Source organism: Micromonospora deserti, assembly GCF_003236335.1.
Taxonomy (GTDB): Bacteria; Actinomycetota; Actinomycetes; order Mycobacteriales; family Micromonosporaceae; genus Micromonospora; species Micromonospora deserti.
In genome coordinates, this window is the sequence record NZ_POUB01000020.1 from 35,763 (window position 1) to 50,380 (window position 14,618).

At 65.6% G+C, this 14,618-nt stretch carries 9 protein-coding genes; 1 reads left to right on the forward strand and 8 read right to left on the reverse strand.

Translation table 11 applies throughout. The features are described from left to right. The 7 genes from C1I99_RS05575 to C1I99_RS05605 all read right to left on the reverse strand — a co-directional run bounded on the left by C1I99_RS05575 (position 1) and on the right by C1I99_RS05605 (position 12,400). A complete protein-coding gene (locus C1I99_RS05575; protein ID WP_111133114.1) occupies positions 1–2,712 on the reverse strand; it encodes an exo-rhamnogalacturonan lyase family protein in 2,712 nt (903 codons plus the stop codon). Further along, positions 2,712–4,310, reverse strand: coding sequence for an extracellular solute-binding protein (locus tag C1I99_RS05580; RefSeq protein ID WP_158554003.1), 1,599 nt, complete (start codon positions 4,308–4,310; stop codon positions 2,712–2,714). The genes C1I99_RS05575 and C1I99_RS05580 overlap by 1 nt, the downstream gene beginning before the upstream one ends. 93 nt (positions 4,311–4,403) lie before the next feature. Further along, positions 4,404–5,294, reverse strand: a complete 891-nt coding sequence (locus C1I99_RS05585; RefSeq protein WP_111133095.1) for a carbohydrate ABC transporter permease — start codon at positions 5,292–5,294, stop codon at positions 4,404–4,406. Continuing rightward, positions 5,291–6,259, reverse strand: coding sequence for an ABC transporter permease (locus tag C1I99_RS05590; RefSeq protein WP_199561988.1), 969 nt, complete (start codon positions 6,257–6,259; stop codon positions 5,291–5,293). The genes C1I99_RS05585 and C1I99_RS05590 overlap by 4 nt, the downstream gene beginning before the upstream one ends. Before the next feature lie 183 nt (positions 6,260–6,442). After that, on the reverse strand, positions 6,443–8,350 hold the full coding sequence (locus tag C1I99_RS05595) for a DUF2264 domain-containing protein (protein ID WP_111133099.1): 1,908 nt from the start codon (positions 8,348–8,350) through the stop codon (positions 6,443–6,445). Positions 8,351–8,428: 78 nt separating this feature from the next. After that, the gene (locus C1I99_RS05600; RefSeq protein WP_111133101.1) at positions 8,429–9,712 is read right to left on the reverse strand and encodes an RICIN domain-containing protein; all 1,284 of its coding nucleotides are present in this window, start codon (positions 9,710–9,712) and stop codon (positions 8,429–8,431) included. 63 nt (positions 9,713–9,775) lie between these two features. After that, entirely contained in the window at positions 9,776–12,400 is a 2,625-nt protein-coding gene (locus C1I99_RS05605) for a rhamnogalacturonan lyase family protein (RefSeq protein ID WP_233512347.1), read from the reverse strand. Between the two features lie 409 nt (positions 12,401–12,809). Here C1I99_RS05605 and C1I99_RS05610 point away from each other — a divergent pair, with 409 nt between their 5' ends. Further along, complete coding sequence (locus C1I99_RS05610; protein ID WP_325049193.1) at positions 12,810–13,790, forward strand: PaaX family transcriptional regulator; 981 nt, start codon at positions 12,810–12,812, stop codon at positions 13,788–13,790. On the opposite strand, the gene C1I99_RS05615 is transcribed toward C1I99_RS05610, so the two are convergent. Next, a partial coding sequence (locus C1I99_RS05615; protein ID WP_233512348.1) for a carbohydrate ABC transporter permease occupies positions 13,748–14,618 on the reverse strand: 871 nt, incomplete at its 5' end. The genes C1I99_RS05610 and C1I99_RS05615 overlap by 43 nt on opposite strands.

The window sequence follows — 14,618 nt, forward strand, 5'->3', positions numbered from 1 at the left end:
CTAACTCCTAGGGATGTGGTCGCCGACGAGAGCCAGGCACTGGATCGCGGCCAGGCCGTACTGAGCGGAGGCGTTGGTGGACACGAAGTTCGTCTCGTCGATGGGTTTGAGGACATGTGGCGGGTTGACCCGGGTGGCCCGCCAGTTGACGTTCGGCCCATATCCGGCATGGCCGGCGTAGAACTCCTGCCACGCCCGGGCGGCCAGCGCCGCGTCGCTGGTCTTGGCCGCCGCATAGGCGGTGAGGCGGGAGTGGGCCTGGCGCAGGTTTTGGCTTCCAAAGGAGCGGCCGAACTCGGCGGCCTGTTCTGCGGCAGTCGCGTTGTAGAACCTGCAGTAGCGCAACCATTCACGCGTGAACTCGGGTACATCTACCATGGCGATCAGTTCGCTGCACATCTCTACCAGCCCGAACACGGACGACAGGCTGCCGATGCTGATAGCCGGTGGATCCGCGACCGCGAACTCCCCGGTGTGCAGGTTGTAGAGCGCACTGCCCTGGACGAACCCATTCGTCTGGGCGCCGATGGTGCGCATGGTGCTCAGCAGGCGCTGCTTGGCGATCGGGTTTCCGCCGCGCTCCCACTCAGCCAGCCACGCCGCCGCCAGGGCGCCCCAGTCCGTGCCGAAGCCGATGCTCAACGCCGTCGGGTCGGGCGTGTACGGCTCGCTGCGGATCTTGCGAATGGGGTCGAGCACCAAGAAGGTCTTGTCAGCGTCGACCAGATCCCGCATCAGATCACCGACCCGCTCGTCGGCGGTGAGGAAGTAAAAGAACCGGCGATACGCCGCCGTGCTGATTCGCAGCTGCTTGGCGCTGTCGCCCCAGTGCTGGACGCCATGCCGGGTGCCGAGGTCCATCCACTGTCCGATGTGGTAAACGTCCACCTCACCGGTGTGGCGGGTCATCGCCTCGGCGAACCGGAACACGTCGGCACGGCCGGTGCGCAGGTACTGATACCACAGCCAGAGGTCGGGCGACAGCTCGGAGTTGTCCCACGCGTAGCCGCCGATGTCGTAACGCCACATGTGCCGGTCGTTGTCGTAGGTGTGCATGATGTCGCCGTAGTCCCAGAAGCCGTACCAGCCATGCTGCTCGACTTGCCCGGCGTGGAAGGAGAAGAGGAAGTCCAGCCGGTCTTCGATCTGCGCCTTCTCCGGCGTGGACCGGTCGACCGGCGCCCAATCGCCGAAAACGCCGGCCGCGTGCAGGTGTGCCGGTGGCGCGACCAGTTGCGGCGGTGTCCGCACGGTGGCGGCGAGCTCGGCGAAACGCTGCGCGGTCGGGGTGGCCGGCAGTGCCCAGAACATGAGTTCGCTCGTGCGCGCTATCCCGTAGGGCGTCTCGAAGCCGGGTTCGTAGTCTTCGTAGGTGATCTCCAGGGCATCGAGCTGCTTGGCATATGTGTCCTGGCCCATCCCGTCGTGGTAGAAGCGCATGTCCATCGGGGTCGCATCCGGTGCCCACAGCCACAACGTCATCTCCGCCGACTCTTTGGCGGCATCGCGGATGTCGAGCTGGGTCGGGTGCAACTGCCAGAAATTGCGCATACCAAGCGCGAAGCCGCCACTGGGGCCACCGACATAAGCCAGCCCGCTGGCCCGTCCCCCTGAGTTGGAGTTGATCCAGCTGCAGCCCGCCTTCGTCCGCTTACGGACCTGGAAACTGTCGGCAGTCAGCTGTCGCAGCGTGTAATCGCCCCACGTGGGAATCCATTGCATCCGGCTCGACACCCGGGTGTCCCAGGTGGCGATGTCTGGCGTCGGCTGCCCGGCCACCTGCGCCGACCGCACCGCCGCACCTGGATCGCGGCGCAGTCCCGTGATGCCCTGCACCGCCTCGCCGAAGACGCCGTCGCCCGCCCCGGCGAGCCGGACGTGCCTGTTATACAGCTCGTCGGTCAGCGGCACCTTGAATCTGATACCGAGCCCGGAGATGAAGTCGCCGTTGTGATCGCCGTCCCAGACAAACGTGTGCATCATCCGCACGCCGTCACTACCGGCATAGAAGTAGAGCCGCACGGTGAACGGCAGCCACGCACGCCTGCCGTGCTTGTGCTTGCCGTCGATACGCACCACGGCGCGGACCGGTCCGGATTGCTCGACCCGGACCTGTTCGATAGCGCTGTAGAATGCTTCCTGCCGACTGACCCGCGAGTCTCCGTCATCGGCGCTGTCACTGCGCAGGCACACCAGTTCACCATCGCGGGCGATCTGCCGGCCGCCACGCGTGATCGAGCGCACGAGGTGGCGCCCGCGCCGGTTGACGGAAACCAGGATCACACCGGTGTCGACGTCGACAGTTTGGCCGGCCTCGCGGACCGTAACCGCTGTGCCTGGCGTGATCGCTTCGCCCGGTGCCACGCGATAGTGGGGGGCCATCGTGGCCTGCGGCCCCACCGCGTGAGCCGTCCACTTGATCGAGCCGTCACCCCAGTAGCCGGTCACCCACGATTGCGCCGGTACCGCTGCGCCGTCGGCGCCGGTCACGGAGAAGCTCTGGTCCGGCCGGTACTGGCCCTTGGGCCACGGCATCCCCCACGTAACACCGGCCGTTTGCGGTGGTGCCTGGCCTTCCAGCCAACGAGCCTGGCCGACTTCACCAGGGGCGGGGCTCGGCTGCGCGGCCGCCAACGCGGGCGCCGGGACAGCCGTCCCCGCCACCGCGAGTGCGGTTCCCTTCAATAACCCCCGCCGCGTCAAATTGGACATCATCGTTCTCCTACGGATTGGCTGTTCTGGGCCAGGGCCTGTTCGAACTCGCTGCGGATCTGGTCGCCGCCCGACTGGCGCCACTGCTCAACCGTCTCGTCCCAGGAGGAGACTGGCTTCTCACCGCGGATGACGGCGTGGCGCGCATCTGTGAGCTGGGTGTTCAGCGAGGCGTTCTGCCGAGACGAGGTGGGTGAGTACATGCCGAGCGTTGGATCGCCCACCGAGATGGGGACCGACTTCAGCTGGTAGGCGTGACCGTCTTTGGTGGCCTGGGGTTGCCCAGGGGTGTAGAGCACGAAGGGAGGGGCGGCGATGTACTTCACTCCCAGCCCGGGCACCTCGGCCTTACCGGTATCGGTCTGTACCGGGTCGCCGTCGGCGTTGCGCTGCCAACCGACGTTCTCGGCTCCGTAGTTGGTCAGAAGGTACTCGGCGCTACCGAACGGCGCCGCAAGCCAATCGCAGATCCTCAGCAACTGCTTGATGCGGGCTTCCGGCGCTTTCTTGAAGGCCGTGAAGCTGAAGCTCGGGTTCCCCTGCCAAGTCACGGCTTTTGTGCTGCCGTCGTGGTTGGGCGGCAGCATCCCTCCGAGCTTGAAGGAAGGGCCCGAAATGTTCTGCGTGTAGTACTCCGGCCACGCGGTGTAGTTGTCCACGTTGAGCACCGCAGACCCTGCGGTGAACCACTGCTTGTAGGTTGCGGCCAGGTTGGCGTTGGGGCCGGGGAAGCTGTCCGGGTGGATCACCCCGTCCTTGAACAACTGGGCGGCGTCGGCCAACGCCTGCTTGTACTGCTCCAGCTCGATGATGTTGGTCAACTTTCCGCCATCGTCCTTCCAGTTACCCGGAACGCCAAGCATCTGCAGGACGAAATTGACCGTGATGTCGGGGCCGGTGAGCGCCCAGCGGTTGGCGCGCGGCTCGGTGAGCCCTTGGCACAGCTCGCGGAACTCTCCAAAGCTCGACGGGTCTGGGTTGAGTCCTTTGGCGGAGATGAGGTCGTCACGGCGGAACATCAGCAGTCCCTGAACGGCGCGCGGGACCGGTACCCCGTAGATCGCTCCATTGTGGATGCACTGCTTCCAAAACACCGGCTGGATGTTCGCCAGGAACGGGTACTCGTTGACCGCGCCCTCGGCCAACAGTGGCGTGAGATCCTGGCACTTGGCGTTGAGGAACGCCGGAATGTCGATCGTGGGGTTGCGCACATGCAACAAGTCCGGGAGCTCGTCACCAGCGACGATCGCGGTGAACTTCTGCGTGTACTCGGAAGCGGGCACCACGGATATCTTCAGATCGATGTTGAGCGCCTTGTTGAGCTCCTGCCAGTACCGGTTGCTACTCGCACCGGGTGAGACAGGGCTGAAGGTCTGCACGAACGTGGTGACTGTGCTGCCGTCTCCTGGCGCGCCGCCCGTGACCTTGATCGGGTCCGCCGGGTACTTCAGGAAGCCGTCGAGCACTCCCTCTGGCGTGCCTGGAAGGTCCGGCTTGGGCCCGCCGGTGAACGGCTTGTATGTCGGCAGTTTGACTTTGGCGTTGTTGTTCGGTGCGGTCGGGGAGCCGGCATCAGTACCGCAGCCGGCGAGCGCCACCGCTCCCAGCGTGCCTAGGAGGAGGGTCCGCCGATCAATTGGAGGTGGGATCATCGAAGATCTCCTTGTGTCAGCAAAGTTCGGTGATTACGGTCAGCCTTTGACCGCGCCAGTGAGCACGCCCTTGGCAAAGTGGCGTTGTAGGAAGGGATAGACGAGCAGGATCGGCACGAGTGCGATCACCAGGATGGCCATCTGGATGGATTGCTGTGGCGGCAGTGTCTCGCTGCCACCGAGCTGATCCGCGCCCAGCACGGCGTTGTTGACGACATAGGTCCGCAATACCAGTTGCAGCGGCCATTTCTCAGTGTCGTTGATGTACAGCATGGCGTTGAAGAAGGCGTTCCAATAGCCCACGGCATAAAACAGTCCGATCACTGCCATGACTGCCTTCGACAGCGGAAGCACGACGCGCAGCAGAGTCTGGGCTTCGCTGGCGCCGTCGATGCGTGCCGACTCCAGAAGCTCGGTGGGCAGCCCCATGAAGAAGGCCCGCATCACGATCGTGTTGAATCCGCTTACCGCGGTGGGAATGATCAATGCCCAATAGGAGTTGAGAAGTCCCATCTGCTTGACCATCAGGTAGCTCGGGATGATGCCCGGCGTGAACAGAAGGGACATCAGCACCACCATGAGCAACGGCGTGTGTGCTAAGGATCCCGGGCGGCTCAGTGAGTAGGCGAGCATGGCGGTGCAGGCCAGGCTGATAGCCGTCCCGACGACGGTGATGAGGATGCTGACCAGGACCGCACGGGTGACCACTCCCCCGGCGAAGACCGACTTGTACGCCGCCCAGCTCACCCCATCTGGGATGAGCACGAAACCGCCAGATCTGATCACCTGCTCCTGGGTCGCCAAGCTCGTGGAGATCACGCCTACAAAGGGAACGATGACCAGCGCGCAGCACAGCGTGAGCACGACTGCCTTGACAACCCGCATGAACAGCGATGGCGGTGGCGTCCCCGCAACGATCAAGCGGCTCATTTCGAGTACACCCCCCGCTCCCCGAACAGGTGGGCGACCTTGTTGGCGGCCAGCACCAGTGCCACCCCGACCAGCCCTTTGACGAGGCCGACCGCGGCCGACACCCCCCATTGACCGTTGATGATGCCGTTGTTGTAGACGTAGGTATCGAGCACCTCGCTGGCGCGCAGGCCCACTGCCCCTTGTTGCAGGATGATCTGTTCAAAGCCGACGGTGAGCACATCGCCAAGGCGCAGGATGAAGAGCAAGACAATCACCGAGCGCAGGCCCGGAAGGGTCACGTGCCACAGCTGCCGCCACCGGCTGGCCCCGTCGACGCTCGCCGCCTCGTAGAGAGCAATGTCGATCTGAGAGAGCGCGGCGAGGAAGATGATGGTCGCCCAGCCCGTCTCCTTCCACATGACCTGAGCGGTCAGCAGCTCCCGGAACCAGTCGGCGCTTCCAATTATGTCGAATGTGGAGTGTCCATTGGCACGCAGCCAGCTGTTGATCAACCCGCTGCCCCCCAGTACCTGCTGGAAGATCGCAACGACGATAACCCAGGAGAGGAAGTGGGGCAGGTACAGGATGGATTGGACGATGCGCTTGATCCGCTCCGAGAGCAGGCTGTTGAGCAGCAGAGCCAAGGCGATCGGTGCCGGGAAGACGAACACCACCTGAAGCACGGTGATGATCAGCGTGTTCCTTAAGGCGTTCAAGAACTGCGGATCGCCACTGAAGATCACCAAGAAGTTCCGCAATCCCACCCACGGGCTGTCTGCGATGCCCAGGTACGGCTGATAGTCCTTGAAAGCGATGACGTTGCCCAGCAGCGGCGTGTACTCGAACAGCGCCAGGATCGCGATGCCAGGCAAGGCCAGGATCAGCAGCATGCCGTCACGGCGTAGCCGTTGCCGCAACGTCAGGCGGCGCCGCACCTGTCGATCACGCCGTGCCGGCGCGACCGGCCGGGGCGGAGCCTGCATCACCACGAGAACACCTTTCGACACCAGTTCTGCCGACACTTCGTCGCGTGGCCCGTCTCTGATCGCCTAGTCATCAGGAAGGCGCTTCCGGGCCCACAGCACTTGTTAAAACGTTTTAACTCTTCGAATGCCCGGAAGCATTCGAAGTTCTATTTATCCTCGGCAGGGCTGGGAAGGGATTCGCTACACCGGTGGTAGCGATACCACGTCAGCCTGGCCGTCTGCCCAGGCCACACTGACTTCGTCGCCGTTGACGTCTATCCTCGGGAGCACCTCAGGTAACGCCGCGCCGGTGAGGATGACCGCCGCGGCGTATATCTCTCCTACTGTCAAAGGGATACGGCTGGTCACCACGGGCACCGCCGAGCGGGAAGAGAAAACATCGGCGCCATCAGTAGCGATTACCGCACCCTCGGCCAGGCCTCTTAGTCCGATCACGATGGACGCCAGACCGTCTTTCCGGACGACCCTTGCCATGCCGCCGTCCACACCAGCCGCGCCGTCGACCTGGAAGCCGCCCACCCGCAACAGGCAGTCGCAGTCCTCCTCGACCCGGACCACCCGGATCTCAACCGCGCCGCGCAGCACGGAGGCGGTGGTCACCAGCGGGCCGACCCGGAACTGTGGCGGCTCCGGTGGCCACACGAAGGCGTCCGGCATCGGCCCGTCCGGCCAGTGCGCCCGGTGCCGCGACACACCGATGCGACCGGCGATGCTCATGGGTGCCAGCGGCCGGCGATGCGACACCGACCCGCTAGCGTCGATGAGCGCCACGTGGTTGTCCACCGGTGCCTCCCGCGACAGCTTGGCGTAGCCGGGACCGGTGTGGGTCGAGTACGCGTGGCGGGCGTAGTTCGGATCGTCCACGCCCAGCGTCCCCTCCGGCTGCGCATCGCTGCCGTGATTGACGACCCTGACAACCCCGTCAGATTTGGTGCCGGAAACGAGCCAGCCCGGCGCATGAAGAGTCACTTGCATGTCGCGCTCCTCAACCTCCAACGGCTCCTCCGGATCCGTCCACACTGGGTGGTCCGCTGGCAGTACCAGACCCGCGAAGCCCTTGCTGGACCAGTAGGGTGAACCCGGCCCCGAGTAAGGCTGCCGGATCGGTTCGAACGCGTGGTGCCAGCCAATCGGCTGCAGCCCCTGCGCGTCCCAGCCGCCCTTCGCGACGAAATGGCGCAAGGTGCCACTGGCCAGCCGGCGGGTGCGCCCCGGCGGCAGCGGCGTCGCGTCAAAGAGCGCGCCCGCCCAGAAAGGGGCTGTGGTCGCGAAGCGATACGTGAGCGAGCGTCCCTGAAGCAGCGGTGAACCGTTGGCCCCGAACAGGTGCTGCGCACCGTCCAGATAGGCGCGCAGTCGTTCCCGGTAACGGGCCCACAGTGCGGGCTCAGCATGCTCGGCCGACATCCGGCAATACCACAGCGGGTAGAAGTTCATCGCCCAGCCCGCGTACCAGTCGAACTTGCGCGTTGTCCGCCCGGCGCCCACTCCGTCGGTGTACCAACCGTCGCGCCGGTACCACGCCTCAGTCATTTCTATGTTGCGGTCGATGTCCTCCTTGAGCCATGGACCGTTGACCGAACGCAGAAACGCTTCGGTGATGTTCTGGAACCAGACCCAGTTGGACGCGGGGTACTGTAGCCCGACAGCCTGCGCCAGCCACTCAACCACCTGCTGGCGCACACGGTCATCGAGCGCGTCCCAGATCAGCGACCGGGATTCGTGCATCGCCAGGGCAATCGACGCCGCCTCGACACGCGCCTGCGGAACATCCTCGAGGCTTGGCCAACGCTCCGGCGAGTTCGGATCCACGCCGGCAGCAATGCCTTCCGCGTACCACTGCGCCAGGCCACCATCGCCGCCGTGGACCAGCCGGAAACCCGCCGCCAGGAAGGTGCGAGCGAAACCCTCCAGCCCATCGCTGTGCCCGCCGAAAGCGCTGACCGGACCGGGCAGGTCGATCAGCGCATGCCGTGCGGAGGCGAATCTCCGGACCGCGGCAAGGGTTTCGTCGGCGGCCATCTCCCAGTGCGCCCGAGTCCATCCGGTGTACCGCGACAGCCGCCAATTCTCCGCTGGAAATCTCATTCCAACCCCAAAGAAGCCAGTCAGGGAAGGTGGGGCAGGTCTGCGATGTTCGCGCAGGCCCGCCCCCGTCACGTGTGGTCAGGCGCGTCGGCGCGTGAAGCGCTGGTTGGGGTTGCCGTTATAGGTGTACTGGGAAATGCGGGCTCCGTCGGCGGTGGAGTACTCCCAGACGTCCATGGCCAGGCCCGATTGCCGGTTGATGAGGCTGATCACGTCACCACCGTGGTCGACGATGCGCCATTGCTGGCTGGCGACAGTGCTGCTGGGCTGCTGAGTGATGTCGGCGCCGCTGCTGTTGCTGGAGACCTGGAGGAAGAGGCCGCTGTGGCGGGCCTTGATGCGGAAGTGGCCGTCGCCGGTGTCGACGAACTCGAACTGCTGGTTGAGCCTGCCGTTGGTCGGCCACTGGATGAGCACGGCGCCGGCTGCGGTGGAGGCCCCGTTGATGTCGGCCGCCTTGCCGCTGTGCTGGGCCAGCAGGTTGTAGTAGCCCGGGCCAGTGGAGTTGTCGACGAATTCCCAGCGGGTGTCGGAGCCGGCCGCGTCGGCGGGGAGACGGTCGCGGGCGGCGGTGTCGCCGTACATGGTCCAGCGTGCCCAGTCTACGACGGTGGCGGGAAACCGGCTGTCGCTCCAGAAGCTGGTGTGGCTCCCGCCGAGGAAGGTGAGGAAGGCCTTGGGCGCGGGCATTTCCGTATACGCCTGCCGGGCCGAGGAGTACGACGTGGTCGAGTCGCGGTCGCCGTGGACGAACAGGACTTTGGCCGAGACCGAGCTGGCGGGGTTGCCCATGTCGATGCACGACTGCGGGTTGGCGGAAATGATCCGGCTGTCGGGCCAAGCGGTCAGCAGGCCGTGGGTGACCATGCCGCCCAGGGAGTGGCCGGAGACGCCGACGCCGATGTTGGTGTTGATGCGTCCGGCCAGCGGTCCGCTCGCGTTGAGGGCGAGAGTGTTGGTGAGGATCTGGGAGACGTCCCTGGAGGTGTTGCCGTTGTTGACGTCGTTGAAGTTGTGGTTGAAGTGCGGAGCGGGGACGATGAAGCCCGCTGCGGCCAGGGCCCGGATGATGAACAGGGAGTTCTGCGGGCTGCTTTGGAAGCCATGGGTGAAGTTGTAGACGGGAAAGACGCCGTTAGCGGCCGGGGCGTTCGTGACGGGGTTACCGCCGGGGGTACCGGTGGCCGGGTAGTAGACGTAGGTGGTGCACGGGCGGCTGCCTCGGTACCAGTCGTACCGGCGCACGCCTACGGCGAACGGCGTAGACGGCGCTGGATCGGCGTGCGCCGGTCCGGAACCGAACAGGGAGACGCCCGCCGCGGCGGCGGTCAGCCCGAGGAAGTTACGTCGTTGCATCAACATGGTGACTCCTTATGTGGGATAGAGGTGGTGGGGGCGGTCCGGCGCGCCCCCACCGGTTGGCGTTTAGCGCACGTAGATGGTGGGTTGTGGTGGGTTGCTCATGCCGTTGCCGAGGAAGAAGCTCGGGTGTGGCGGCTGGTTATAGGCGGTGTTCTGCCAGGCAATGGCGACTCGGTATTGCGGGTCGTGCATCAGGGTGTAGATCCGCCGGTCGGTTTGGATCGGGGTGGCGTAGATGCGCAAGGCTGCGTTGTCGTCACGCGGGAAGATGATCTCCTCGCGCCAGTCGCCGAACAGGTCGCCCGACAATGACGGAGTCGACTTGGTCCCATTGATGGAATGCGCGCCCGTGGCGGTGAGCAGGCGGGTGTCGCCGCTGGTGCCGTACTTGTCGACGCGGTTGCCGTCCAGCAGTTCCCGCACCGGGTCGGCATCCCACCAGGCGAGGAAGTTGTAGCTACTCGGGTTGCGCCCGACGCTGCTGCCGGAGGCGTTGAACAGGTTACCCAGGCCGGTGCCGGTCCCCCAGAACTCGCCACCCGCGTTGCCGGCGTAGATGTCGCCTGCCACGCCGCGTGCCGGGCCCTCGCATCCACAGGTGTTGTTCCTCTGCATGATGATCGAGCCGTTGTTGGCATCCCGCAGCGTGGCGGAGGCACCGGAGCTCTGCTCGTGGATCATCCAGATCTCCTTGCCCGCTCGGCTGGGCACGAAGTCACCCACATGCAGGGCGTCGCCGTGGGCGTAGAAGCTGGTGGTGTACCTGCCGGTGCCGTTGGCGTTGATGGTCATGCCGCCATAGATGACTTCGTCGGTGCCGTTGCCGTCGACGTCGGCGATGGACAGCGAGTGCGCGCCACGCCCACCCCACTGGCTGCCGGTGTTGCTGGAGTCGAACTTCCACCGCATGGTGAGCTGGCCGTTGCGGAAGTCCCACGCCGCGATCGTGCTCTTGGCGTAGTAGCCGCGGCCCATGATGAGGCTGGGTCGCTGGCCGTCCAGATACGCGGTGCCGGCAAGGAACCGGTCGCCGCGGTTGCCGTAGTTGTCGCCCCAGTCGTTGATGTTGCCGCGGGCGGGCTCGAAGTTGACGGTGGACATGACGGCGCCGGTAAGCCCGTTGAACATGGTCAGATATTCGGGCCCGGTGATGATGTAGCCGGAGGAGTTCCGGTGGTCGGCGCTGGCGTTGCCGATCACCTGACCGGTGCCCGAGACGGTGCCGTCGCCGGTCTTGACCGCGAGCTCGGCGCGCCCGTCCCCGTCGTAGTCGTACACCTGGAACTGGGTGTAGTGCGCCCCAGCGCGAATGTTGCGGCCCAGGTTGATGCGCCACAGCCGCTGACCGTTGAGCCGGTACGCGTCGATGTAGACATTGCTGGTGTAGCCGGACTGTGAGTTGTCCTTCTGGTCGCTGGGATCCCACTTCAGGAAGATCTCGTACTGGCCGTCGCCGTCCGCGTCACCGACGCTCGCGTCACCGGCCGTGTAGTTGCTGCCCGGCCGGGAAATCGGCACGTCGAGGTAGTTGCCGCCGGCAAAGCGCAGTGACGGCTCGGACGCCGGCTGCTCGACCCCGTTGACTACCGCACGCACGGTGTAGGACGAGGTCGACGACGCACCCGAGTCGTAGTGGTTGGTCGGCGCGCCGGAGTAGATCCTGGTGCTCTCCCGGTACAGATTGAAGGTCACGCTGGACGGCTCGGTGCCCAGCAGCCGCCAGCTCACCAGGTTGCCGCTTCCAGAGCGGACGCTGATCAGGCCCCGGTTCAGGCGCTCCATCTGCCGGCCAGAGGGCGGTGGTGGGTCACCACCCAGCGAAAAGTCAAGGTAGTCCACATTGGGCAGACCGTCCGAGGTGGTGGGGCTGAAGCGGATGGTATTGCTTCCAGAGGTCACCTGGACCGAGAGCGACTTCACCGCCCAGGTCGCCCACGACCCGGTGGGCTCGAAGGACGCCGCTTGCGCGGTTGAACCGTTCACGATTACGTCGGCCGGGCGTGCCGCCGTGCCGCCGTTGGCGAACCGCACCTCGAGCGTCGCGGTCCCGGAGGATGACGCATCGACCGTAAACTGCACCGCCGCGCCGACAGCGTTGTCGCCGTTACAGAATCCCGTGCCGGAGTAGCCGGAGTGGTTGGTATCGATGCTGCCGCCGCAGGTCGCCGGCGCGTCTTCTACCTCGGAGCGGACCGGTCCGGCCGCGACTTCAAAGTCGAGATAGTCTACATTGGGTAGACCTGCCGCGGTCGTCGGGCTCAGCCGGATCGTGTTGCTTCCAGCGTTCACCGAGGCGGTGAGCGTCTTGGTGGCCCAGGTGTTCCAGGGGCCGGTAGGCTCGAAGGCGGTGCCTGGATGGATTACCACGCCGTTGATGAGCACGTCCGCGGGGCGGGTCGCGGTCGCGCCGTTGGCATACCGGATGGCGATCGTCGCTGTACCGGCTGCGGCGGCCGACACGGTGAACTGTGCTGCCGCAGCGACCGTGTTGTTCCCGTTGCAGAATCCGCTGCCGGAATAGCCGGAGTGGTTGGATTCGATGACACCATCGCATGTGGAGGGTGCGGTCTCGGTTTCATAGCGGGTCGCCGCTGCCGAAGCCGTCGCCGAGGTTACTACGCTGGCACCAGACACCGTTAAGACGAGGCCGGCGGAGACCAGCGCGACGCGCTGTCTAGGTGAGAGCATGATTGACTCCAACAGGTTTGCCGTACGACTGAGGACGTTGGCGGAGTGCCCCACATCAAATGAACGGAGCACGGCCAAGCAGTGCCGTTAACAGGCAGCGCTCCCGCGTACCCGACCGCCGGATTGGTCCGCACCAGGTCGGCTTCCCTCGCGCCCGGAGCGAGGGAAGCCTGTCGGGCCAACACACTAAGCGGTCGCTGTTCGGCTCCCAGGACGTATGTAACAGATACATTGCCTTAAGGGCATTCAGCTGTCAATCGATCCACGTCGCTATTTTGAGGTCGAGCCGTGCCGCTTGCGCCGCTGCCAGCCGCTGGAGACCAAGCCACGCCCCAGTAGGCTGTCGCGGGCCGCTACAGTCGGCACATCCGTGTACCGCAGCTCGCAGCCGGAGTGCACCGTGGCCCGTGTGTTCAGCATCGACGAGATCTTCCCCGACGGCGGGCCCGAATCCGTGCGGCTGCCGCGCCGGCAGGCCGGGTCGCCTCAGGGACTCGGGGTGACCCTGATCTCGGACTACACGATCGGCGCCCGCGCGTGGTTGCCGTCCGCGGCGATCGTGGTTCTGCTCGGCGAGTTCGGGGTGAGCAACGGTGCTGCCCGCACGACCATCAGTCGGCTGGCCCGCCGGGGCGTGCTGGAGGGCAGCAGACAGGGCAAGCACAGCTCCTACCGCCTGACAGAACCCGCTGTGGCGAACCTGTCCAGGGGCGGCCTCGGGATCGCCGCGTTCGCCGCGGGCCCCGGCTCATGGGATGGGTCGTGGACGCTGGTCGCGTTCACTATGCCGCAAGAGGAGACCACGCAACGGCGTGCGGTTCGGGACCACTTGCGATGGCGCGGATACGCACCGCTGTACGACGGGGTCTGGTTGTCACCGCACCCGATGACGGCGGAGGAACGAACCGGCCTGGAAGGTTTGGCGCTCGGTGGGATGAGCGTGTTCCGCGCGCAGCACCTGCAACTGGAGACCCAGGCCAACCGGAACCCAGTCGACGCCTGGGACATCGCGGGCATCGCCAAGGAGTACACAGGGTTTATCAAGCGTTGGAGCCGTTTGCTGCCTCGCATCACGGCCGGCGCGGTCACCGGCGCCGCAGCGGTGCGGGCCCGCACGGAGGTGATGGACACTTACCGCCGTTTCCCGGTGATCGACCCACTGCTGCCGATCGAGCTTCTGCCGCCCGGCTGGCCGCGCGCACGCGCGCGGGAGGTGTTCGTCGCGGTATATGACGGGCTGGCCGCATCGGCCCAGGACCATGTTCGAGCCGTCGCGGCCAGCGTCGCCGAGGGGCCGCACGCGCAGATCCGGGCTCACACGGTCGCCGAAATGAGTGTCGTGGGTCATCATCCTTTCAAGCCCGAGCTGACAACGCCACGGATGAAGTAGCGCTGCGCGAACAGGAAGATCACTAGGACGGGTACCACATAGAGGGCAGCGGCGGCCGCCTGCACCGTGGCGTGGGGGTTGCCATGGGGGTCGCGGTAGAACCCGGCGATAGCGACAGACAGTGTGGTGTGGTCGGGATCGAGGAGCAGGGCTGGCGCGATGTAGTCGCCCCAAATCCAGGTGAACGAGAGCAGGAAGGAAGTCCACAGCACCGGCCGGGACAGCGGCAGGAAGATCCGCAGGAAGATGCGACCGTACCCGCAACCGTCGATGATCGCCGCCTCCTCCAGCTCAGCAGGGATGGCGGCGAAGAACTGGCGGAACAGGAACACCAGGAACGGCGACGCCGCGAGGCCCCACAGCACCCATGGCCAGTACGTGTTGACCAGCCCGGCCCGAGCGAACAGCACGTAGGTCGGAATCAGGGTGAGAATCTGCGGCAGCATCATGGTGGACAGCACCAGCACGAACAGCGGGCGTTTGCCGCGCCCGCGCAGGCGGGCGAAGCCAAACCCGACCGCCGCGCTGGAGAGCGTCACCAGAATCGCGTACAGGAACGACAGGAACAGCGAGTTCCCCAGGTACGCCGTGAAGTTGATCTCGGTGAGGGCCCGGGTGAAGTTCTCCCACTGTGGCGTCTCCGGCAGGATCTTCGTGGGGATCGTCACCCATTCCGTCTTGGTTTTCAGCGCGGCCAGCACAAGCCAGGCGAACGGCCCGGCGAACAGTACCGCGAGTGTCATCAGCAGCAGGTAGGTGACCGCCGCGTTGGTCCGCCGCCGCGGGCGCCGCGGGCGCCGGGGCGGGGCAGGCCGCGCCGCGCTGGGG